18 protein-coding genes are annotated in these 20,084 nt (G+C 70.0%); 6 read left to right on the top strand and 12 right to left on the bottom strand.

Going from position 1 to position 20,084, the window contains the following annotated elements; translation table 11 throughout:
* From ACJA3G_RS09090 to ACJA3G_RS09070, 5 genes are all read right to left on the bottom strand, one after another.
* Positions 1 to 209 (bottom strand): beta-galactosidase (locus tag ACJA3G_RS09090; RefSeq protein ID WP_406552385.1); only part of this gene is annotated, 209 nt, incomplete at its 3' end.
* Positions 210 to 249: 40 nt separating this feature from the next.
* Positions 250 to 1,272: a LacI family DNA-binding transcriptional regulator gene (locus ACJA3G_RS09085; RefSeq protein ID WP_406552384.1), complete on the bottom strand. Its 1,023-nt coding sequence runs from the start codon at positions 1,270 to 1,272 to the stop codon at positions 250 to 252.
* A gap of 103 nt (positions 1,273 to 1,375) precedes the next feature.
* Positions 1,376 to 2,347, bottom strand: coding sequence for a carbohydrate ABC transporter permease (locus ACJA3G_RS09080; protein ID WP_406552383.1), 972 nt, complete (start codon positions 2,345 to 2,347; stop codon positions 1,376 to 1,378).
* Positions 2,344 to 3,291 carry an ABC transporter permease gene (locus ACJA3G_RS09075; protein WP_406552382.1) on the bottom strand — a complete coding sequence of 316 codons (948 nt, stop codon included), beginning with the start codon at positions 3,289 to 3,291 and terminating at the stop codon, positions 2,344 to 2,346. The genes ACJA3G_RS09080 and ACJA3G_RS09075 overlap by 4 nt, the downstream gene beginning before the upstream one ends.
* Positions 3,288 to 4,967, bottom strand: coding sequence for an ABC transporter substrate-binding protein (locus tag ACJA3G_RS09070; RefSeq protein ID WP_406552381.1), 1,680 nt, complete (start codon positions 4,965 to 4,967; stop codon positions 3,288 to 3,290). Before ACJA3G_RS09070 ends, ACJA3G_RS09075 begins: the two co-directional genes overlap by 4 nt.
* A gap of 202 nt (positions 4,968 to 5,169) precedes the next feature.
* On the opposite strand from ACJA3G_RS09070, the gene ACJA3G_RS09065 reads away from it, so the two are divergent.
* From ACJA3G_RS09065 to yicI, 3 genes are all read left to right on the top strand, one after another.
* On the top strand, positions 5,170 to 8,025 hold the full coding sequence (locus tag ACJA3G_RS09065; RefSeq protein WP_406552380.1) for a glycoside hydrolase family 3 C-terminal domain-containing protein: 2,856 nt from the start codon (positions 5,170 to 5,172) through the stop codon (positions 8,023 to 8,025).
* A 132-nt stretch (positions 8,026 to 8,157) separates the two neighbouring features.
* Positions 8,158 to 9,141 carry an acetylxylan esterase gene (locus tag ACJA3G_RS09060; RefSeq protein ID WP_406552379.1) on the top strand — a complete coding sequence of 328 codons (984 nt, stop codon included), beginning with the start codon at positions 8,158 to 8,160 and terminating at the stop codon, positions 9,139 to 9,141.
* 73 nt (positions 9,142 to 9,214) lie between these two features.
* On the top strand, positions 9,215 to 11,497 hold the full coding sequence (gene yicI / locus ACJA3G_RS09055) for an alpha-xylosidase (protein ID WP_406552378.1): 2,283 nt from the start codon (positions 9,215 to 9,217) through the stop codon (positions 11,495 to 11,497).
* Between the two features lie 48 nt (positions 11,498 to 11,545).
* On the opposite strand, the gene ACJA3G_RS09050 is transcribed toward yicI, so the two are convergent.
* From ACJA3G_RS09050 to ACJA3G_RS09040, 3 genes are all read right to left on the bottom strand, one after another.
* The gene (locus ACJA3G_RS09050; protein ID WP_406552377.1) at positions 11,546 to 12,349 is read right to left on the bottom strand and encodes a GNAT family N-acetyltransferase; all 804 of its coding nucleotides are present in this window, start codon (positions 12,347 to 12,349) and stop codon (positions 11,546 to 11,548) included.
* 210 nt (positions 12,350 to 12,559) lie between these two features.
* Entirely contained in the window at positions 12,560 to 13,381 is an 822-nt protein-coding gene (locus ACJA3G_RS09045) for an ABC transporter permease (protein WP_406552376.1), read from the bottom strand.
* A complete protein-coding gene (locus ACJA3G_RS09040; RefSeq protein ID WP_406552375.1) occupies positions 13,378 to 14,298 on the bottom strand; it encodes an ATP-binding cassette domain-containing protein in 921 nt (306 codons plus the stop codon). Before ACJA3G_RS09040 ends, ACJA3G_RS09045 begins: the two co-directional genes overlap by 4 nt.
* A gap of 208 nt (positions 14,299 to 14,506) precedes the next feature.
* On the opposite strand from ACJA3G_RS09040, the gene ACJA3G_RS09035 reads away from it, so the two are divergent.
* Both ACJA3G_RS09035 and ACJA3G_RS09030 read left to right on the top strand, forming a co-directional pair.
* Complete coding sequence (locus ACJA3G_RS09035; RefSeq protein WP_406552374.1) at positions 14,507 to 15,682, top strand: sensor histidine kinase; 1,176 nt, start codon at positions 14,507 to 14,509, stop codon at positions 15,680 to 15,682.
* Positions 15,679 to 16,341, top strand: a complete 663-nt coding sequence (locus tag ACJA3G_RS09030) for a response regulator (RefSeq protein ID WP_406552373.1) — start codon at positions 15,679 to 15,681, stop codon at positions 16,339 to 16,341. Before ACJA3G_RS09035 ends, ACJA3G_RS09030 begins: the two co-directional genes overlap by 4 nt.
* Positions 16,342 to 16,449: 108 nt before the next feature.
* On the opposite strand, the gene ACJA3G_RS09025 is transcribed toward ACJA3G_RS09030, so the two are convergent.
* From ACJA3G_RS09025 to ACJA3G_RS09015, 3 genes are all read right to left on the bottom strand, one after another.
* A complete protein-coding gene (locus ACJA3G_RS09025) occupies positions 16,450 to 17,301 on the bottom strand; it encodes an SDR family oxidoreductase (protein ID WP_406552372.1) in 852 nt (283 codons plus the stop codon).
* A 112-nt stretch (positions 17,302 to 17,413) separates the two neighbouring features.
* Positions 17,414 to 17,887, bottom strand: coding sequence for a hypothetical protein (locus ACJA3G_RS09020; protein ID WP_406552371.1), 474 nt, complete (start codon positions 17,885 to 17,887; stop codon positions 17,414 to 17,416).
* 143 nt (positions 17,888 to 18,030) lie between these two features.
* Positions 18,031 to 18,549 carry a MarR family winged helix-turn-helix transcriptional regulator gene (locus tag ACJA3G_RS09015; protein ID WP_406552370.1) on the bottom strand — a complete coding sequence of 173 codons (519 nt, stop codon included), beginning with the start codon at positions 18,547 to 18,549 and terminating at the stop codon, positions 18,031 to 18,033.
* A 158-nt stretch (positions 18,550 to 18,707) separates the two neighbouring features.
* Here ACJA3G_RS09015 and ACJA3G_RS09010 point away from each other — a divergent pair, with 158 nt between their 5' ends.
* Positions 18,708 to 19,166: a pyridoxamine 5'-phosphate oxidase family protein gene (locus ACJA3G_RS09010; protein ID WP_406552369.1), complete on the top strand. Its 459-nt coding sequence runs from the start codon at positions 18,708 to 18,710 to the stop codon at positions 19,164 to 19,166.
* A gap of 311 nt (positions 19,167 to 19,477) precedes the next feature.
* On the opposite strand, the gene ACJA3G_RS09005 is transcribed toward ACJA3G_RS09010, so the two are convergent.
* Positions 19,478 to 19,951, bottom strand: a complete 474-nt coding sequence (locus ACJA3G_RS09005) for a hemerythrin domain-containing protein (RefSeq protein WP_406552368.1) — start codon at positions 19,949 to 19,951, stop codon at positions 19,478 to 19,480.
* Positions 19,952 to 20,084 lie beyond the last annotated feature (133 nt).

Below are 20,084 nucleotides of genomic sequence, written 5' to 3'. Positions count from 1 at the left end.
AGGTGGGAGTCGAGCCCGGCGAAGTCGTAACGGCCCTCCTCCGGTTCCAGCAGCGCCCAGGAGAAGACGCCCACGGTGGCCAGGTTGACCCGCGCCCGGCGCATCAGGTCGTCGTCCTGCTTCCACACCTCCTCGTCCCACTGCTCGGGGTTGTAGTCCCCGCCGAAGGCGAGACCACCCAGACGGTCGGTGAGCTGACGTATCTGCATGTGGAGAACCTCCCTCTGGTGGTGCTCTCGACGGCGCACGTCACCGCGCGACCGGGGCGGTGCTCTCGCGGATCACCAGTTCCGGTGCGATCAGCAGCAGTGCGTCCTCCGGCTGCCCGCCCCCGGCCGCGGCGGTGATCCTGGCCATGACCTGTTCGACGGCGACCTGACCGAGCTCCTTCTTCGGGCCGGTCACGGCCGTGAGGCGCGGGGAGTGCTGTTCCGCGAGCGGTTCGGGACAGATGGCGATCACCGAGGTGTCCTCCGGTACGGTCCGCCCGCCGGCGCGCAGCAGGCTCAGCAGCGGGCCGATCGCGCCCTCGTTCTGCACGACGAACCCGGTGGTGTCCGGGCGATCGGCGATGATGCGGGCCAGGGTGCCCGCGGTGCTCTCGTACGTGCCCTCGCAGGGCCGGTGCAGAAAGCGCAGACCGCGCCGCAGGGCGCGTTCACGGAAGCCGTTCAGCGTACGTTCGGCGTAGCCGGCGTGCCGCCGGTACACACCGCTGCTGTAGCCGATGAAGGCGATGTCGCGGTGGCCGAGGTCGGCGAGGTGGTCCGCGCAGAGCGCGCCCGCCGTGGCGAAGTCGTGGTCGACGCAGGAGAGTCCGGACGGGTCACCGGGCAGTCCGATGAGCGCGGCCGGGGTGCCCTGGGCGCGCAGGACCGCGATGCGGTCGTCGTCCAGGGTGACGTCCATGAGGATGACCCCGTCGGCGAGTCCGCTGGCCGCCACCCGCCGCACCCCCTCGGGGCCCTCGTCGTTGGTGAGCAGCAGGACGTCGTAACCGTGCTCGCGGGCCGCCACGGTCACCGCGATGGCGATCTCCATCATGGTGGGCACGTACACCTCGGTGTGGAGCGGCACCACCAGGGCGATGATGTGGGAGCGTTTGCCGGCCAGGGCGCGGGCGCCGGCGTGGGGGTGGTAGCCCAGGTCCGCGATGGCCCGCTCGATGCGGTTCCTGGTCTCGTCGGAGATCGGTCGCTTCCCGCTGAGCGCGTAGCTGACCGTGCTCGACGAGACGCCGGCGTATCTGGCCACATCGGCGAGTGTCACCATCGGCGTGCTTCCTCCGGGTCGGTTCTGTGGAGGGGAGCGGCGCCGCCGGCGAGGCGGGGAGGCCCGGCGGCGCGCCGCTCCCGGTCGGTGGGGCGTACCCGGCTCAGCCCTTGATCGCGCCGGTGAGGACACCGGTGCGCAGGTGCTTCTGGACGAACGGGTACACGATCACCAGTGGTATCAGGGTGAGGACCACGACCGCCATCTGCAGGGAGAGCGGCGCGGTCTGCGCCTGGGTGCTGCCGAAGCCCGCGTTGACGGAACCCGGCATGCCGTTCCCGCGGTTGACGTAGGTGAGCAACACGTATTGCAGCGGCCACTTCTGACTGTCCGTCGGCATGTAGAGCATGACGTTGAAGAAGGAGTTCCAGTAGCCCACGGCGTAGAAGAGCGCGGTCACGGCGGTGACGGCGCGTGAGGTGGGCAGGACGACCGACCACAGGATGCGCCAGTCTCCCGCGCCGTCCATACGGGCCGCGTCGATGAGTTCGGCGGAGGTGCCCTGGTAGAACGCCCGCAGTACCAGGATGTTGAAGACCGACACCGCGCTCGGCAGGATGAGCGCCCACCACTGGCCGTAGCCGCCGAGCTCGGTGACGACGAGGAAGCTCGGAATCAGACCGCCGCTGACGAACATCGTGATGATCAGCAGGATCAGCAGGAAGCGGTGGCCGAGGGAGCGCGGCCGTGACAGGCCGTAGGCGCACAGGACCGAGACGGCCATGGAGATCGCCGTACCGACGACCGTGATGCCGAGGCTCACCAGCAGCGCGGTGAGGACGGTCGAGTCGCGGAGCATCTGGCGGTACGCCTCAATGCTCAGACCGTCGGGCCAGATCACCAGGCCGCCGGCCCGGTTGACGGCGCCGGGGGTGGAGAAGCTGGTCAGCGTGATGATCCAGAGCGGGATCAGGACGATGGCGAGCATGCCGCCGATGGTCAGCCCCTTGGCGGTCTGGCCGACGGCGGTCGGCGGCTCCTCCCAGGGCGGGCGGGCGGCCCGTGCCCTGCGCCGCGATTCCGCCGTGGCGTCGCGTTTGGCTCTCCTGGAGCCGATCGTGAGTGTGTCGGTCATTTCCGGTACAACCCGTCCTCGCCGAAGGCGTGTGCCAGCCGGTTGGCGCCCCAGATGAGCAGCAGTGAGATCACGCCCTTGAAGAGCCCCGCCGCCGCGCCATAGCTGTAGTTGCCTGTCGTGATGCCGTAGTAGAAGGAGAAGGTGTCCAGGACGTCCGCGGCGTCGTGGCCGACCGCGTCCCGCTGGATCAGGAACTGCTCGAAGCCCACCGACAGCGCGTTGCCGAGCCGCAGCACCAGCATCAGGACGATCACCCCGCGCAGGCCGGGCAGCGTGATGTGCCACATGCGCCGGAGGCGTCCCGCGCCGTCCGCCGCCGCGGCCTCGTACAACTCGCTGTTGATCGCGCTGAGGGCGGCGAGGAAGACGATGATGCCCCAGCCCGCCTCCTTCCAGATCGCCTGGGAGGTGATCAGCAGGGCGAAGGTGTCGGGATTGGTCATGATGTTCCAGGGACTGAAGTCGTGCTGGCGCAGGAACTGGTTGAGAATGCCCGCGCCGCCGAGCATCTGCTGGAAGATCGTGATCGCCAGCACCCAGGAGAAGAAGTGCGGCAGATAGAGAACGGACTGGACGAAGTTGCGCAACCGCTCGCTGAGCACCGAATTGAGCAGCAGGGCCAGCGCGATCGGTACCGGGAAGAAGAGGATCAGCTGTACGAGGCTCAGATACAGCGTGTTCTTCATCGCCCCCCAGAACAGCGGGTCGCCGAAGAGCTGCTGGAACTGGTCGAACCCGACCCATTCGCTGTGCCAGACGCCGACCAGCGGGTCGTAGTCCTGGAAGGCGGTGACCACACCGAACAGCGGGAGGTAGTTGAAGACCAGGAGCAGGACGATCGCGGGCAGCGTCATCAGCAGGAGCGTCCGGTCGCGTCGCAGCCTGACCCGCCGGCTGAGCCGCGCCGGTACCGGCGCGCTGTCGGGGCGTACGGTGCTCACTGGCCTGAACCGTACTTGGCGAGGACGTTGTCGGTCATCCACCCCTTGAGCCGGCCTCCGGGCCCGGACTTCCAGGTGGCGACGGCGGCCTGCACGTCGGAGACCTTCTTCTTGCCGTGGTAGCAGTCCTTGATGGTGTCCTGGACGCCCTGTGCGGCCTCGGCGGTGGCCATCGCCTGGGGCATGCTGATGTTCATGCCCCAGAAGGCGGGCTTGGTGAGGGACTTGACGTTGGCGGCCTGCCAGGCCGCGTAGTCCCGGGTGACCACCTCGGCCCCGGGGTTGCTGATCACGGCGGAGGGCCCGGCCAGGAAGGGGAAGGTCTGCGCCTGGACGTCCTTCTTCCCCTCCTCGGTGAAGGTCGGCACGCCGTTGACGCGGCGGTGGTGGACGCCCTCGGCCCCGAAGTTGACGAGGGTGTACTCGGCCGAGCCGTACGGGGCGGCCAAGTAGTTGGCGACGCCGAGCAGTTCCTCGATCTGGGCGGGCTTCAGCCGGGCGTTGAGATAGCTCACCATGCTGGTGGAAGCGCCCATGTACACCACGGGTGTGCTCTTCCCGTCCGCGGCGAGGATGTTGAAGGCGCCGCGCCGGTACTTCTCGTTCGCGGCCACACCGGACTGGTGGTCGGGCAGATTCCAGGCGCCGGTCCCACCGCCCTGGATCAGCACCTTGCCGCTGTAGAAGCGGGTGGGGGCGTTGGCATTGTCGCCCGCCAACGCGGCCGGGTGCACATACCCGGCGGTGGCCAGACGGTGGTGCCAGTCGAGGGCTTCGAGGAACTCCGGGGTCTCGAAGAGGTGGACCAGCTTGCCGTTCTCGACCTTCCACTTGAGCGGGGCGCCCCAGCAGGTGTACAGGTAGGTCCATACATCGTCGAAGGCCCACACGCCCCGCTTGGCGTCGGTCAGCTCCTTGCCCAGGTTCATCAGGTCGTCGGCCGACTTCACCTGGTCGGCGGTGATACCGCGTGATTCGAAGATGTCCCGGCGGTAGTAGGTGGCTCCGGCGATCATGAACTTGGTGGAGAAGGAGGGAATGCCGTACAGCTTGTCGCCCCAGGTGCAGACCTGCCAGGCACCGGTGGGGATCGCGGCGAGGTTGGGGTATTTCTTGATGTTGTCGCCGGACAGGTAGGGAGTGAGGTCGGCGAGCTGGGTGCCGGCCAGGTCCCCGGTGTGGAAGTTGGGGTTCCACCAGGTCGGCAACTGGATCCAGTCCGGCAGTTTCCTGGCGGCGGTCATGGTCGGGATGATGGTGTCGTAGTGGTTCCCGTCCGCGGGCTTGACCTTGAGGTCGACGCCCAGGGCCTTGTTCATCGCCTGGTAGAAGGAGTTGCCGACCGGCGGGACGGTGCCCCACAGAGGCGTGACCGCGCTGTAGTGGCCGCCCTTGCCCGGGACGCCGGAGACCGTGGCGGCCGGGGAGGCGGGGTAGGACAGGAACGCGGCGTCCGTCGCGGCGTCCGGTCCGCCCTGGACGGACGGTATGTCGGCCTTGAACGCGGTGTGGGGCACATAGGACGGCAGCGCCGCCCTGAGCCCCTCCTTGGTGTTCGCGCCGCTGCGCCGGTGGGACCCCCCGCCGCACGCGGACAACAGCGGTGCCATCGAGGTGACGCCCGCGATCGTCGCGGCGGACGTGAGGAAACTTCTGCGGTTCAACCCGGTTCCCATGGTGGAGTGCCCTTCCCCGGTGAAGCGTCGAAGCGCTTGGATGTTCCGGCGAGAGTAGTGACGCGTCCTGGATTCGGCAAGGGACTGAACAAATCTAAAATCCTTGGTGGTGTGGGGAGTTGACAGTCCTCTTCGGTCCGTGTCAGCGTCGATGCGCTTCGACGAACAGCCACAGCGCCCCGCCTGCCGAAGGGTGTTCACGTTGAGTTCCCTCTCCGCCTCCGCAGTAGATCCGCCACCCTTCCGTGATCCCGCGCTACCGCTGCGCAAGCGTGTCGACGACCTGCTCGAACGGCTCACCCCCGACGAACGGATCGCGATGCTGCACCAGTACGCGCCGGCTGTCCCGCGCCTGGGTGTGGCCGCCTTCCGTACCGGCAGCGAAGCCCTGCACGGCGTCGCCTGGCAGGGCGTGGCGACCGCCTTTCCGCAGGCCGTCGGCCTCGGCGCGACCTGGGACGAGGACCTGGCGCGCCGGGTCGCCGAGGCGGTCTCGGTCGAGCTGCGCGCCTTCCACCACCACCGCGCACCGCTGATGGCCCCCGACCGCGGCCCCATCAGCCTCCAGGCATGGGCACCCGTCCTGAACCTGCTGCGCGACCCGCGCTGGGGGCGCAACGAGGAGGGCTACTCCGAGGACCCGCTGCACACCGCCCGGCTCGGCGAGGCGTACTGCCGCGGCCTGTCCGGCGACCACCCGGCCTATCTGCGGGTCGCCCCGGTGCTCAAACACTTCCTCGCCTACAACAACGAGGACGACCGCTGCACCACCTCCTCCGGACTGCGCCCGCGCGTCCTGCACGAGTACGACCTCGCCGCCTTCCGCCCCGTCGTCGCCTCCGGCGCCGCGACGGGCGCGATGGCCGCGTACAACCTCGTCAACGGCCGCCCCTGCCATGTGAGTCCGCTCATCGAGGCGGAGCTGCGCCGCTGGGCGCGGCCGACGGGCCATGAACTGTTCGTGGTGAGCGACGCCGAGGCCCCCTCCAACCTGGTCGACCCGGAGCACTACTTCGACGACCACGCCGACTCCCACGCGGCGGCGCTCAAGGCCGGTATCGACAGCTTCACCGACCACGGCGAGGACAACGCCACGGTGGTCGGCCGGCTGCGCCGAGCGCTGGAGCGCGGCCTGATCGACGAGAGCGACGTGAACCGTGCGGTCCGCCGCCAACTGGAACTGCGCTTCCGACTGGGCGAGTTCGATCCCGAACTGGACCCCTTCGCCCGGATCGGACCCGAGGTGATCGACTGCCCCGGGCACCGCGCCCTGGCCCGGGAGGCCGCCACCGAGTCGGTGGTGCTGCTCAAGAACGACGGCCTGCTGCCGATCGACCCGGCACGGACACCGCGGATCGCCGTCATCGGCCCGCTCGCCGACACCCTGTGCGAGGACTGGTACAGCGCCACCATGCCGTACCAGGTCTCCATCGCCGCCGGACTCGCCACGGCGCTCGGCGCCCACGGCGGCGAGGTCGTCCACGTGGAGGGTTCCGACCGGATCGTCCTGCGCTCGCACACCACCGGCGACCCACTGGGCAAGACCGCCTTCGACGCCGTCGACTGGGGCCGCGGCACGCTGACCCTGCGTACCGCCGACACCGGCCGCTATCTGAGCCTGTGCGACGACGGCTCACTGGCCGCCGACAAGGAGCTCCTCAAGAGCTGGGAGATCCACGAGACCTTCCGGCTGGAACCGGCCGAACAGGGCGCCGTGCTGCTGCGCTCCGCGCTCACCGGGCGCTACGCGGCCGTCGACCCGGCAGACGGCCGGGTCACCGTCACCGCCGCGACCGCCGACACCGCCGAGCGCTGGCAGCGCGAACTGCTGCGCGAGGGAGCGGCCGAGGCGCGGGAGGCGGCCCAGAACGCCGACGTGGCGGTGGTCGTCCTCGGCAACCACCCGATGGTCAACGGCCGAGAGACCGAGGACCGCGCGGACATCGGCCTGCCCGAGGGGCAGGAGGCGTTGCTGCGTGCGGTCGCCGCCGTCCGCCCGCGGACCGCGCTGGTGGTCATGAGCAGCTATCCGTACGCCGTGGACTGGGCCGACGAACACCTGCCCGCCCTGGTGTGGAGCTGCCACGCAGGACAGGAGACGGGCCACGCGCTGGCCGCCGTGCTGCTCGGCGCGGCCGAGCCCGCCGGCCGTCTGCCGCAGACCTGGTACCGGGGCGACGACCCGCTCCCCGACCCGCTCGACTACGACATCATCAAGGCGGGCTGGACCTACCAGTACCACCGCCCCACCCCCCGCTACCCCTTCGGCCACGGCCTGTCCTACACCGAGTTCACCTACCGCGACGTGCGGCTCTCGCGGTCGGTCATAGCCCAGGACGCCTCGGTCGAGGTGACGGTGAACCTGGCCAACACCGGGTCGCGCGGCGGCAGCGAGGTGGTCCAGCTCTACACCCGGGCCCTGGACGCCCGCTATGAGGCTCCCCGGCTGCGCCTCGCGGACTTCCGCAAGGTCCGGCTGGAGCCGGGCGAGAGCAGGGAGGTGACGTTCCGGCTGCCGGCCGAACGGCTCGCCCACTGGGACGTCGCCACCGGTGCCTTCACGGTCGACCCCGGCGGCTACGAGATCATCGTGGCCCGCTCCGCCGGACACCCGGTCCTCACCGCGGCACTCACCGTGACCGGAACGCCCCCCGCACCCCGTGCCGTCACCGGACGCCGGACCCTCGCCGTCGACTTCGACGACCACGCGGACACCACCATCGTCGACGCCACCCGTACCAGCGGTGACGCGGTCACTCCCACTGACCCGGCCCGCCCCGGATCGCTGCTCTTCCACGGCGTCGACCTCTCCGGAGCGGTCCGGTTCGAATCCGAGACGGCCCGCGAGGGCGCGGACCCCGGCGAGGCGCGCCTCGAACTTCGGTCGGATGAGAGGTTGTTGGCAGAGCTCGATGTCCCCGTCACCGGCGACCGGTATACGTGGACGACGATCGCGGCCGAACTCCCCGACCCCGTCGACGGCGTTCACGACCTGCGGATCATCCTGCACGGAGCCTTCCGCCTCGCCGCCTTCGGCTTCGCCGCGGCCGACGACTGACGGCCGCATACCGCAGCCCGGCGGCCCCGTCCGAAAGCGGGCGAGCCCACCGCCCGTCCGCACCCGGGCTCTCCCACCGCTCGCCCCGCGTCCATCGTCGTGTCGCCGCCCCACCTGTCTGGAGGAAGCCCCATGCCGCTCACGGACCTCGGCCTTGACGAACTCATCGGCCACCGCCCCCAGGTGTCCGTCCCGAAGGACTTCGACACCTTCTGGCAGCGGACCCTCACCGAAGCCCGCTCGCACGACCAGGCGGTGAAGGCCGAACGAGTCACAGCGCACCACCGGCTGAGCACGGTCGAGGTCGACGACGTGCGCTTTCCCGGCTGGGACGGCGAGCCGGTGGCCGCCTGGCTGCTGCGCCCGCGCGCCGCGGACGGACCACTGCCCGTCGTGGTCACCTTCCTCGGCTACTGCGCCGGACGCGGACTTCCCACCGACCACCTCCTGTGGTCGGCCGCCGGTTACGCCCACCTCGTCGTCGACAGCCGGGGACAGGGCCACGACACCCCCGACCGCGGCGCGGGCGACGGCACGCAGTGGGCCGAGGGCTTCATGACCCGGGGCATCGACTCACCCGACCACTACTACTACCGGCGGCTGATGACCGACTGTGTACGCGCGGTGGACGCCGTCGCCGAGCTGCCCGGCCTCGACGCCGACCGCGTGGTGGTGACGGGCGGCAGCCAGGGCGGCGGTCTGGCCCTCGCCGTCGCGGCTCTCGCGGGGAAACGCGTGGCGGCGATGTTGGCGGACGTGCCGTACCTGTGCCACTTCCGCCGGGCCGCCGAGATGTGCGGCGAAGGGCCGTACCAGGAGATCGCCAGGTATCTGCGCTGGCACAGTCGCCACCGAGTGGCGCGGACCTTCGCCACCCTGGACTACTTCGACGGCGTCCACTTCGCCCAGCGGGCCACCGCACCCGCCCTGTTCAGCGTCGGCCTGATGGATCCCGTCTGCCCGCCCTCCACGGTCTACGCCGCCTTCAACCACTACGCGGGCCAGGACCGCACCATGACCGTGTGGCCGTTCGCCGACCACGGCGGCGGCTACGGCTCCAACCCACCCGTGCAACTCGCCTGGCTGCGCGAACGCGGTCTGGCACCGAAGCTCTGACCCTGCCTTTTTTCGAGGACGCCCACGACGCGGACGGCCGCCGCCCGTCTCCAGAGAACGAGGAATGCGCACGATGAAGTTCACCGACGGCTACTGGCTGATGCGCCCGGGCGTTACCGCGCGCTACGCCGCCGAGGTCGCGGACGTCACCGCCGACGAACACCGGATGACGCTGTACGCGCCGGTCAAGCACGTACGCGGTCGGGGCGACACGCTCAACGGCCCCCTGCTCACCGTGGAGTGCTGGTCGCCCGCCGAGGGTGTGATCGGGGTGCGCGCCACCCACCACGCCGGTTCGGTGCGGCGCGGCCCGCGGTTCGCGCTTCCCGGTGCGGAACCGGGCGCGGGGAAGGTGCGCAGGGACGGTGCGGTGGTCGAGCTCAGCTCCGGGGAACTCAGCCTCCGGGTGGACACCTCCCGGCCGTGGCGCCTGGAGTTCGCGGCCGGCGGCCAGGTGCTGACGTCCGTGGGTGAGCGCGGTACCGGCTTCGTCACCGACGCCGAGGGCCGCCACTTCATGCTCGGTCAACTGGCCCTGGGCGTGGGCGAGACGGTGTACGGACTGGGGGAGCGGTTCACCCCCTTCATCAGGAACGGGCAGGTGGTGGACATCTGGCAGGCCGACGGCGGTACCAGCAGCGAACAGGCCTACAAGAACATCCCCTTCCACCTCACCAATCGGGGTTACGGCGTCTTCGTCAACCACCCGGGCAGGGTGAGCTACGAGGTCGGCTCCGAGTCCGTCGGCCAGGTGCAGTTCAGTGTGGAGGACCAGTCACTGGAGTACTTCGTCGTCCACGGCCCCACCCCGAAGCAGATCCTGGAGCGCTATACCGCGCTCACCGGCCGTCCCGCACTGCCCCCGGCCTGGGCGCTGGGCCTGTGGCTCACGACCTCCTTCACCACCGACTACGACGAGGCCACCGTCAACCGCTTCGTCGGCGGCATGGCCGAGCGCGGCATTCCGCTGAGCGTCTTCCATCTCGACTGCTTCTGGATGCGCGGGTACCAGTGGTGCGACTTCGAGTGGGACTCCGACACCTTCCCCGACCCGGCCGGCATGCTGTCCCGGCTGAAGGAGCAGGGCCTGCGGATCTCCGCCTGGATCAATCCGTACATCGCGCAGAAGGCGTCGATGTTCGAGGAGGGCATGCGCCAGGGCTATCTGGTGCGCCGCCCGGACGGCAGTGTGTGGCAGTGGGACCTGTGGCAGCCAGGTATGGCCTTGGTGGACTTCACCAACCCCGCCGCCCGCGACTGGTACCTCGCGAAGCTGCGTACCCTGCTGGAGCAGGGCGTGGACTGCTTCAAGACCGACTTCGGCGAGCGCATCCCCACCGACGTGGTCTGGCACGACGGATCCGACCCCGAGCTGATGCACAACTACTACACCCAGCTGTACAACCGGGCCGTGTTCGAGCTGCTGCGCGAGGTACGCGGGGAGGGCGAGGCACTTCTCTTCGCCCGTTCGGCCACGGCGGGCGGACAGCAGTACCCGGTGCACTGGGGCGGCGACTGCGAGTCGCACTTCAACGCCATGGCGGAGTCGCTGCGCGGAGGACTCTCACTCGGTCTGTCCGGCTTCGGTTTCTGGAGCCACGACATCGGCGGCTTCGAGGGCACGCCGACCCCCACCGTCTTCAAGAGATGGGTGCAGTTCGGCCTCCTCTCCTCGCACAGCCGTCTGCACGGCAGCAGGTCCTACCGAGTGCCGTGGGACTACGGGCAGGAAGCCGTCGAGGTCACCCGCGAGTTCACCCTGCTCAAGCACCGTCTCGCGCCCTACCTCCAGCGCGCGGCCCAACAGGCGCACGCCACCGGCATCCCGATGATGCGCGCCATGGTGCTGGAATTCCCCGACGACCCGGCCGCCGCCACCCTCGACCGGCAGTATCTGCTCGGTGAGGACCTGCTCGTCGCCCCGGTCTTCACCGATGACGGCACGGTGGAGTACTACGTGCCCGAAGGGGCCTGGACCAACGTCCTGACCGGTGCCCGGATCACCGGACCGCGCTGGGTCCGCGAGCAGCACGGCTTCCACACCCTGCCGCTCCTCGCCCGCCCGGACTCGGTCATTCCGCTCGGGGCCGACGACCAGCACCCCGTCTCCGCCTGGGCGGACGGGGTGGAGCTGCGCGTGCACGCCTTCACCGACGGGGCCGAGCGCACCGTCGTGATCCCGCGCACCGACGGCCCCGGCGAGGCGGCCCGCTTCCACCTGTGCCGCCAGGGCGACCGCCTCCATGTGAGCACCGACAGCCCGCACCCGTGGCAGCTGCGGACTGGCGGACCGCAGGGCCTCCTCCACCGCCGGCCCGCCGGGACCGCGCGGGCCGACGTGCCCTACCCGCTGTGAACAGGGGCCCGGCCGGGGCGGGGGTGCGCGGTCACCCCTGGGTGGTGGTCAGTGGGAGGACCACCAGGTCGACGCGGTGACGGCGGTGAAGCCCAGCGACTCGTACAGCGGGCGTCCGAGCCGTGAGGAGGTGAGTGTCACCGGCAGGTTCGCCATGGGCGCCAGCGAGCCGAGCATGACGGCCCGCCCGGCGCCTCGGGAGCGAAGCGTCGGGGGCGTGCCGACCCAGTAGTGGCTGCCGAACCCGTCGTGGACAACGGTCACGCCGGCTCCGACCACGTCACCGTCGAGGACGGCCACGAACACGTCCACGCCCGGCTGTTCGGTGAGTGTCATGGGGAACAGCTCGCCCGGACGGTACGGGGTGAATCTGTCCAGCTCGAAGCCCGCGATCACGATCTGCTCGGCAGCCTCCAGCTCGCGCGCCCGCTGGACGCGGACCACCTCCATCGCGGGGCCCGGCACCGGGCCGGGCGGGCGCACCATGATCGGCATCTGCCAGTTGCGCATGCCCAGATGACCCAGGTCGGTGGAGCTGAACGGATCCTCCGCATCCACCGGCCCGGCCGACCGGCCCGCCAGCTCGGTCAACTCGGCGAGCTCGTGTACGTCGAGGTCGGGCTCCTGCACCAGGAAACGCGTTCCGGCGCGCTTGTCGCCGAGCACGGCGAGGAATCCGCGCCGCTCGATCACCTCATGGCCACGGGACTTTCCGGTCGCGGCCCAGAACGCGGCGGAGTTACGGGCCTGGCGTATCGCCGCGTCACCCGGGGTCGCGGGGTGATCCGGACGGTCCGGGACGACCGGCTGCTCGGCGCGGGCGTCGGGGGTGGTCTGCGAAGTGTCGGCCATGGGTGGCTCCTGTTCGGTCACTGTGCGGTGATGCGGACGAAGGCGCGGGCGGCGTTGGTGGCGAAGCCGACGCGGATCTTCGTCATGCCTCCAACCTATCGGCGCAATGTGCCGCACAACTGGGCCGATCTCAACCGGGATTCCTGAGCCATTCGCGTTCTGCGAGCGCGTCCCGGCCGTTACGTACCTCCGGGGAGCCGCAAGGCACGGTCACACATCGCGGCGCCTCACCACCAGCACGGCGAGAGCGATGGTGATCAGCGGCCAGAGGACGTACACGGCCCAGGAGCCGGGGACCGTGGCGGTGTAGCCCAGGGAGTGGGGATCGGGCTCCCAGGTCTGCATCAGACGGTTCCAGGCGGCCGACACCAGCGTGTGTTTGAGGTCTGCCGACCAACGGTTGCTCTCCGAGAACATGGTGGGAAGCATCAGCAGGGCGAAGACGCCGGCGATGATGGTTCCGGCCGTGTGCCGGAGCAGGACGCCGAGACCCAGACCGACCAGGGCGCACACCGGAGCCAGCGACGCGGACGCGATGAGCGCGCGGAACACCCCCGGGTGGGTGACCGGGACACCTCCCTGGTGCCGCGCCAGTACGGCCTGGGAGACGAGGAAGGAACCGACGGACGCCGCCGTGCCGACCGCCGTCCACAGCGCGGCGGTGACGGCCGCCTTGGCCAGCACGAGCGAACCCCGGGCGGGAATGGCCACGGTGGTGGTGCGGATCAGTCCGCTGCTGTACTCGCTCACCACGGTGAGGGCCCCCATGGTGCTGGCGACCAGCATCAGCGTCCAGTAACCGGCCGCCGGGTAGGCGTCGAAGGGCAGGAAATCGGCCGGATGCGAGGCGGCGTCCTTGTCCGCGAGCGTGGCCACGGCCGCGGACCCGACGACGAAGAGGAGGGTGAGGGCGATCGTCCACGGGGTGGACCGCAGGGACCGCACCTTGATCCACTCGGCGGCGAGCAGGTCGCCGAAGCGCGGGCGGGGATCCGCCTGAAGTGTGACCTGGGTGGTGGCGTGTGTGGTCATCGTGCTTGTCCTGCCTGGTATTCGACGCTGTCGGCGGTCAGTTCCATGAAGGCCGCCTCCAGTGAGGCGTTACGGGTGGTCAGTTCATCCAGCCGGATGCCGTTGGCGAAGGCGAGCGCTCCGATCCGGTCCGCGGGGAGCCCCCTCACGGCGAGTCTCTCGGCGCCCGCCGAGCCCTCCGGGTCGACCGAGGCACCCGCCGCGCTCAGCACGGCCGTGAACTCGGCGGCCTGCGGCGTCGCGACCAGCACGCTGCGGCGGTTGCCGCGGGCCGCGAACTCCCGCAGGGGTTCCGCGGCGATGAGGCGGCCCCGGCCGATGACGACCAGGTGATCGGCGGTGTTCTCCATCTCCGACATCAGGTGGCTGGAGAGGAAGACCGTACGTCCCTCGGCCGCCAGGCGACGGAAGAGCGTACGTACCCAGAGCACCCCCTCCGGGTCCATGCCGTTGATCGGCTCGTCGAACATCAGCACGGGCGGGTCGCCGAGCAGAGCGGTGGCGATGCCCAGCCGCTGCTTCATACCGAGGGAGAATCCGCCGATACGACGGTTCGCCACCTCGGCGAGACCCACTTCCCCCAGCACCTCGTCGACCCGGCGTCGCGGGATGCCGTTGCTGCGGGCCAGAGCGGCGAGGTGGGCCGCGGCGCTGCGCCCGCCGTGGATCTGCGCGGCGTCGAGGAGGGCGCCGACGTGACGCAGGCCGCGGGCGTGGCGGTGGAAGGGGACGCCGTTGACGGTGGCGGTCCCGGTGGTGGGCGCGTCCAGGCCGAGGATCATGCGCAGGGTGGTGGACTTGCCGGCGCCGTTGGGACCGAGGAATCCGGTGACCTGGCCGGGCCGCACGGTGAAGGACAGATGGTCGACGGCGGTGTTGCCGCCGTAGCACTTGGTGAGTTCGCTGACTTCGATCACGGCACTCACACTGCCCGGGGAACCCGCGTGCGGTCATGGGGCCGTGGGCGGCAGTCGTGCGGGGGTATCAACCCGGGGGCGTACGTCCCCGGGCTGATGCGAGGGTGGAGGTGGCCGGTTAGTCTCACGGCGTGAACCCCTTGATGATCATTTGGCTGCCCGTGCGCGTCGCGTACCCCGGTGCGGCGCGCGGGACGGAACGCCGCCGATGACGAGAACCAGGGCCCTGGCCTGCGCGGGAGCCGCCGCTTACCTGCTGGTGGTGGGTCTGCTGGTGGGAGGCGCGCCCCGGGCCTCTGGCACGGTCCACGGTGTCGGGGCGCTGCTGGCCGTGAGCCTGCTCGCCGGACTGGTGCGATGGGCGCCGCTGACGGCACTGGCCGTGACGCTTTTCGGATCCACGGCGGTGGTGGCGGGCCGGCCGAGTGCGGCCGGGGACAGTCTGGAGGCCTCGTACCAGGGCCAGTTCCTGGCGTTCCTGGCGGTGGACCTCGTACTGGGCTTCATCGTGGCCACGTGCGCACGGCGTGCTTCGATGGTCGCCGTGGCCGTATCGGCCGCCGTGCAGCTCCTGGTGATCGGGGGCTTCGCGCACGGAGACGGTGTGACCGTCAACGTGGTGATCGGCCTTCTGGCGCTGACCGCGTCGTGCATGGCCGGTCTGCTCAGCCGCGAGCGGCGCGAGCACGCGGTGGCGTTGAGGGCCCAGGAGGTGGCCGAGGCGGTGACCGCCGAACGGCTGCGCATCGCCCGGGAGCTGCACGACATGGTCGCGCACAGCATCGGCATCATCGCCATCCAGGCCGGTGTGGCCGGCCGGGTCATCCAGACCCAGCCCACCGAGGCCCGGGAGGCCCTGCGCGCCATCGAGGCCACCAGCAGAGAGACCCTTTCGGGCCTTCGGCGCACACTGGTGTCGCTCCGCCAGGCCGACCGGGCCGGGACCGCCTCGCAGCGCTCACCCCTGGCACCGGCGCCCGGCCTGGCGGACGTCGAACGGCTCGCGGCGGCGACCGAGGACGCGGGAGTACGCGTTGACGTGCGCCGCAGTGGCGAGCAGCGCGCCGTACCGGCCGACATCGACCTGTCCGCCTACCGCATTGTGCAGGAGGCGCTGACCAACGTGGTCCGCCACGCGGGCACCGGGCACTGCCGGGTGGCCATCGACTACGGAGACGAGGAACTGTCCGTGGAAGTTCTCGACGACGGGCGCGGCGGTACCGCGCACGGCTCGCCCCATGGCTTCGGCATCATCGGCATGCGGGAGCGGGTCGGCCTCCTGGGCGGCCACCTCAGCACCGGACCGCGCCCCGAGGGCGGCTTCCGGGTCGCGGCCAGGCTGCCGCTGCCGGCACCCGTCGGCAGCCTGGTGGACACCCGATGACCGTACGGGTGGTGCTCGCCGACGACCAGCCGCTGGTGCGGTCCGGCCTCCGGGTGATCATGGCCGATCACCCGGACCTGGAGGTCGTCGGTGAAGCCGCCAACGGCGCCGAGGCCGTCCACCTGGTCAGGGACATATGCCCTGACGTGGTGGTCATGGACATCCGGATGCCCGGCATGGACGGGATCGAGGCCACGCGCCTGATCACGGCGAGTGCGGCAACCACACGCGTCCTGGTCCTGACCACGTTCGACGAGGACGACTACGTGTACGGCGCCCTCCGGGCCGGAGCCAGCGGCTTCGTGGTCAAGGACATGGCCCTGGACGACATCCTCGCGGCGGCCCGGGTGGTCGCCGCCGGTGACGCACTGATCGCCCCGGCGGTGACGCGCCGCCTGATCGCGGACTTCATCGAGCGCCCACCAGCCCTCCCGGAACGCCCCGCCCAGCCGGTCGAGGGCATCACCGAGCGGGAACGCGAAGTGCTGACCCTGGTCGGGCGCGGCCGGTCGAACACCGAGATCGCCGAGGACCTCTTCATCACGGTGGCCACCGCCAAGTCGCATGTGTCGCGGCTGCTCAGCAAACTGGGCGCCCGGGACTGGGTCCAACTCGTCATCAGCGCCTACGAATTGGGACTGGTCACCCTGTCCCGCTGAGGCCGGAACCGGCAGGTGGCCCGAGCATGTCGTGGGTAGGCTCGGGTCCGCTGTGCCGGAACGGCGTGGCGATGGCTGAGTGGGACCGCGGCCACTTGAAGCAACCGGCTATCGGCGGAACTGCCCGTGGTGTTCGCGGAGGAACGCGTCGAGGGTACGGGGCGGCCGGCCGAGGATGTCGGTGACTGTGGTGGTCGGGGTTTCGGGCCGGGCGACGGCGAGCTGTTGGATCTCCACCACATGGTCGGCGAGCCATGTCGGCATGTGGGCGTTGCGGACGAGGTCGTCACGGAGCTGGTCCGGGGTGAGGTTGACGTAACGGATCTGTCGGCCGGTCAGGGCGGAAAGCCGGTTGGCGAGTTCGGCGTAGGAGACGGCTTCCGGTCCGGTCAGGGTGTAGGTGCCGCCGGCGATGTCGGGTCTGGTGAGAGCGGCAGCGGCGATGTCGCCGATGTCGCGGCAGTCGATGTGGTTGCAGGGTGCGTCGCCCGTCGTGGCGAAGATGGCGCCCTGAGCGACGGTGGGGGCCAGGCGCAGGAGGTTCTGCATGAAGGCGTAGGGGCGCAGAATGGTGTGGCTGAGGCCGCTCGCGCGCAGATGTTCCTCAACGGCGTGGTGTCCTCGCGAAATGGCGACCGGGGAGTCGGGTTCGGCGGCGGGCGCCGAGATCTTGACTATGTGCTCGATGCCGGTGCGGGCGGCGACGTCGATGACCCGGGTTTCGAGCGCCACCTGAGCGGGGCTGTTGGCCATGGCGAGGAAGAGCTGCCGTGCGCCCTGGAACGCCTCGTGCAGGGAGAGCGGGTCGGTGGCGTCGGCGTACCGCACCTGGAAGGGCGGTTGGGCCCCGGTTGTGCCGGGGATCGGCCTGTCGGGGGTGCGAGTCAGGGCGCGGACGGGCGTGCCGAGGGGGAGAAGGCTGTGGAGCAGGGCGTTTCCGGTCGCTCCGGTTGCTCCCATGACGACGATCATCGTGTGCTCATTTCCTGGTGACTGCCCGGCAGGGGTGCCGCCGGGCGCGGGTGAGGGTGGGGTTTGAACGCGTGGGACCGGTGGTCGTGGTGCCGGTCGGCTATGCCGGGGGTGGGGTGATGGAGCCCCGCCAGCGCAGGGTGACGATCGTGGTGGCGAGGGCCGTGGAGAGCGGCAGGTCGATGCGCAGACGTTCCAGCCATGGCGCGGTGGGGACGGGGGTGTGGGCGGGGATCCACTGGCCGGTGAACCACCCCAGCAGGGCCGCTGCGCCGACGGTGGTGATGACGAGTGCGGTGGTCAGGGCGGCGCGGGGAGCGGTCGTGGTCCAGGGCCGGGGCTGTCCGCCGTGCGCCAGCCAGAGGCCGACCAGCAGCGCCACCACGGCGGAGGTGCCGGCGATGGACGTACAGGCGGCCACGACGAGGTCCCACCGCCCGGTGACGATTCCGGGGGTGCCGGCCATCAGCGCGGGGGCGGCGTAGGCGGTCAGGACCTCGCGCCACAGCGTGAACCGCCGCGGTGGCCGGGAGGGTGGCTGGTTCCGGTGGGTCGCGTCCTTGGTCGCGGGCACGTCTGCCTCTTCCTGTGGTGATGAGTGAAGCGACGGGGAGCCATGGGGAGGCCCTGATGCCCGTCGTAATGATTAGGTGCCTAACTATTGCGGTGTGAAAACGGCCCTGCCCGAAGGCGGGGCCGAATCGGTGGGAAGCCGGGTCAGTCGGCGGTCAGGGCCGCACTGCCGCGTACGACGCGGGCCAGGAGATCCAGGAACACCGCGCGCTCGTCGACGGAGAGCCCGCCAACCATTGCCTCAAGTCGCTGGAAATGCTCGGACGCCATGTCGCGCAGGCGCTGCGCCCCGCGCGCGGTCAGGATTGCCACCGTGCCCCGGCCGTCCTCCGTGGACGGGCGGCGGGCGATCAGGCCTTCCCGCTCAAGGCCGTCCAGCAGGCCGGTAACCGTGGCTCTGGAGACGCCGAGGTCCGCCGCGAGGTGCGAGGGGGATTTCTCCCCGCCGTGGTCCTCAAGGTCGGCGAGCAGGCGGTAGCGTCCGGTCGACAGGCCGAATCTGGCGAAATGCGCCTCCGCCGCCCTCCCGACCCTCGCCCCCGCCGAGATCAGACGCACGGCGACCAGTACCGCCTGTGGATCGACCTCCAGGCCGTAGTGCTCCACCTGCCGCCTGGCCTGGTCGAGTGTGGGCGCCTCGCCCTCGATCTCGTCCCTCGTCATGCAAGTAATATGGCGCCTAATCACTTGGTCTGTCAAGGCTCCTTGCACTCCAGCCTGCGACCGTCGGTCGACGGGGCGGGAAGACGTTCGCCCGCACCACCGGCGACCTCCCCGCACTTGTGGGAAATTGCTGAACGGCCATGAGTGTTCATCAGGTCATGACTCAAGGACCAGCGCCTCGCCCCCTGTCCGATGAAACGCTCTCCGAGCTGCTCGGCAAGCAGCAGTTCGGCACGCTCGCCACCGTCAAGCGCAGCGGTCACCCCCATATGACCACCATGCTCTACACCTGGGACCCCGAGGACCGCGTCGTACGGTTCTCGACGACCGCAGACCGCATCAAGGTCACGCATATACGGCGCGATACGCGTGCGGCGCTGCATGTGCAGGGCGCCGACGTGTGGTCGTTCGCCGTCGCCGAAGGCGAAGCCGAGGTCTCCGTGGTCACCACGGTTCCCGGCGACGCGGTCGGTCGGGAACTGCTCGGGATGATCCCGGAGCACACGAGGCCTGAGAGCGAGGAAGCGTTCCTGGAGCAACTGGTGGCCGAGCGCCGGGTCGTCATCCGGCTGAAGGTCGATCGGCTCTACGGAACGGCGCTCGACGTCAGCGGTTAGGCGCCGGTCGCAGGGGCCGCAGGGGTCGCAGGCCAGCTCTGGAACGGAGACAGGTTCGTCGCGTGCGGAGTGGAGGAGCACCTGACCCTGTACGGCCTGGCCACCGAACTGCCGGCCTCGCCGCACTACCTCTCCGACGGGTACTGGCGCGCCCGATCTGGGCGCCCGCCACGGTCCTCATCGAGAACGGGCTTCGTGGAGGGTCGGACGGCCCGACGTCCGGGCGGCCCCCGGATCAGGAAAACCGGGGGCCTCGGATGATGCCTGATTTCGAGCTATTGGTTACCACTAGTCCTGATTGTGCCCGGGGGCTACTCGGTGGCGCTGGGTACGTCGAGGGGGTTGGCGGGTGCCTTCGTCCTGGCGGTCTGCATCTGCTCGCCGAGCTCGGTGAGACGGTTGCGTCCCATGGCCTTGCGGACGTCGGGGAACCAGTCGTCCTCTTCCTCTTCGACGTGGTGGCGGACGTTTTCGATGAGGACGGTCATCTTGGCCTTGAAACGCTCATCGGCCGGATCCATGTCCTTGAGCTCCGACAGCATCCACACCACGGCATGGTGTTCCTCGACGCTTTCGAGGATGTGGTCGGTGGTATCGGGGGCGGATTCGCGGGCGGCGGGATAGAAGATCTCTTCCTCGATGAACGCGTGAGTGGTGAGTTCTTCGATGATCTTGTCCGCGAGCTTGCGGCGTTCGGCGTGGTCGTCGTCGCCGGTCTTCTCGAACTGTTTGAACAGTTTCTCCACATTCTTGTGGTCCTCACGCAGCAACACGATCGCGTCCATGAAGGAGCTTCCCTTTCCTGATCTGTCCCCGGTTCGGGTCCCGGTTCGGGTCCGAGCCCGGGTTCCGGTGTTCTGTGAGGGATCCGGTGCCCCGGTTACGGGCATTGATGCACCGAAGCGGAAAGGGCCACTC

It is taken from the genome of Streptomyces sp. YS-3, from assembly GCF_045257485.1.
Classification (GTDB): Bacteria; Actinomycetota; Actinomycetes; order Streptomycetales; family Streptomycetaceae; genus Streptomyces.
This window is presented reverse-complemented; position numbering and strand designations above follow the sequence as displayed.

What these genes read in the sequence shown, in the direction of transcription:
- yicI (WP_406552378.1), top strand. Translation starts at nt 9,215, where the DNA reads ATGAAGTTCACCGACGGCTACTGGCTGATGCGCCCGGGCGTTACCGCG.
- ACJA3G_RS09060 (WP_406552379.1), top strand. Translation starts at nt 8,158, where the DNA reads ATGCCGCTCACGGACCTCGGCCTTGACGAACTCATCGGCCACCGCCCC.
- ACJA3G_RS09085 (WP_406552384.1), bottom strand. Translation starts at nt 1,272, where the DNA reads ATGGTGACACTCGCCGATGTGGCCAGATACGCCGGCGTCTCGTCGAGC.
- ACJA3G_RS09005 (WP_406552368.1), bottom strand. Translation starts at nt 19,951, where the DNA reads ATGGACGCGATCGTGTTGCTGCGTGAGGACCACAAGAATGTGGAGAAA.
- ACJA3G_RS09070 (WP_406552381.1), bottom strand. Translation starts at nt 4,967, where the DNA reads ATGGGAACCGGGTTGAACCGCAGAAGTTTCCTCACGTCCGCCGCGACG.
- ACJA3G_RS09045 (WP_406552376.1), bottom strand. Translation starts at nt 13,381, where the DNA reads ATGACCACACACGCCACCACCCAGGTCACACTTCAGGCGGATCCCCGC.
- ACJA3G_RS09050 (WP_406552377.1), bottom strand. Translation starts at nt 12,349, where the DNA reads ATGGCCGACACTTCGCAGACCACCCCCGACGCCCGCGCCGAGCAGCCG.
- ACJA3G_RS09025 (WP_406552372.1), bottom strand. Translation starts at nt 17,301, where the DNA reads ATGGGAGCAACCGGAGCGACCGGAAACGCCCTGCTCCACAGCCTTCTC.
- ACJA3G_RS09030 (WP_406552373.1), top strand. Translation starts at nt 15,679, where the DNA reads ATGACCGTACGGGTGGTGCTCGCCGACGACCAGCCGCTGGTGCGGTCC.
- ACJA3G_RS09015 (WP_406552370.1), bottom strand. Translation starts at nt 18,549, where the DNA reads ATGACGAGGGACGAGATCGAGGGCGAGGCGCCCACACTCGACCAGGCC.
- ACJA3G_RS09010 (WP_406552369.1), top strand. Translation starts at nt 18,708, where the DNA reads ATGACTCAAGGACCAGCGCCTCGCCCCCTGTCCGATGAAACGCTCTCC.
- ACJA3G_RS09080 (WP_406552383.1), bottom strand. Translation starts at nt 2,347, where the DNA reads ATGACCGACACACTCACGATCGGCTCCAGGAGAGCCAAACGCGACGCC.
- ACJA3G_RS09035 (WP_406552374.1), top strand. Translation starts at nt 14,507, where the DNA reads ATGACGAGAACCAGGGCCCTGGCCTGCGCGGGAGCCGCCGCTTACCTG.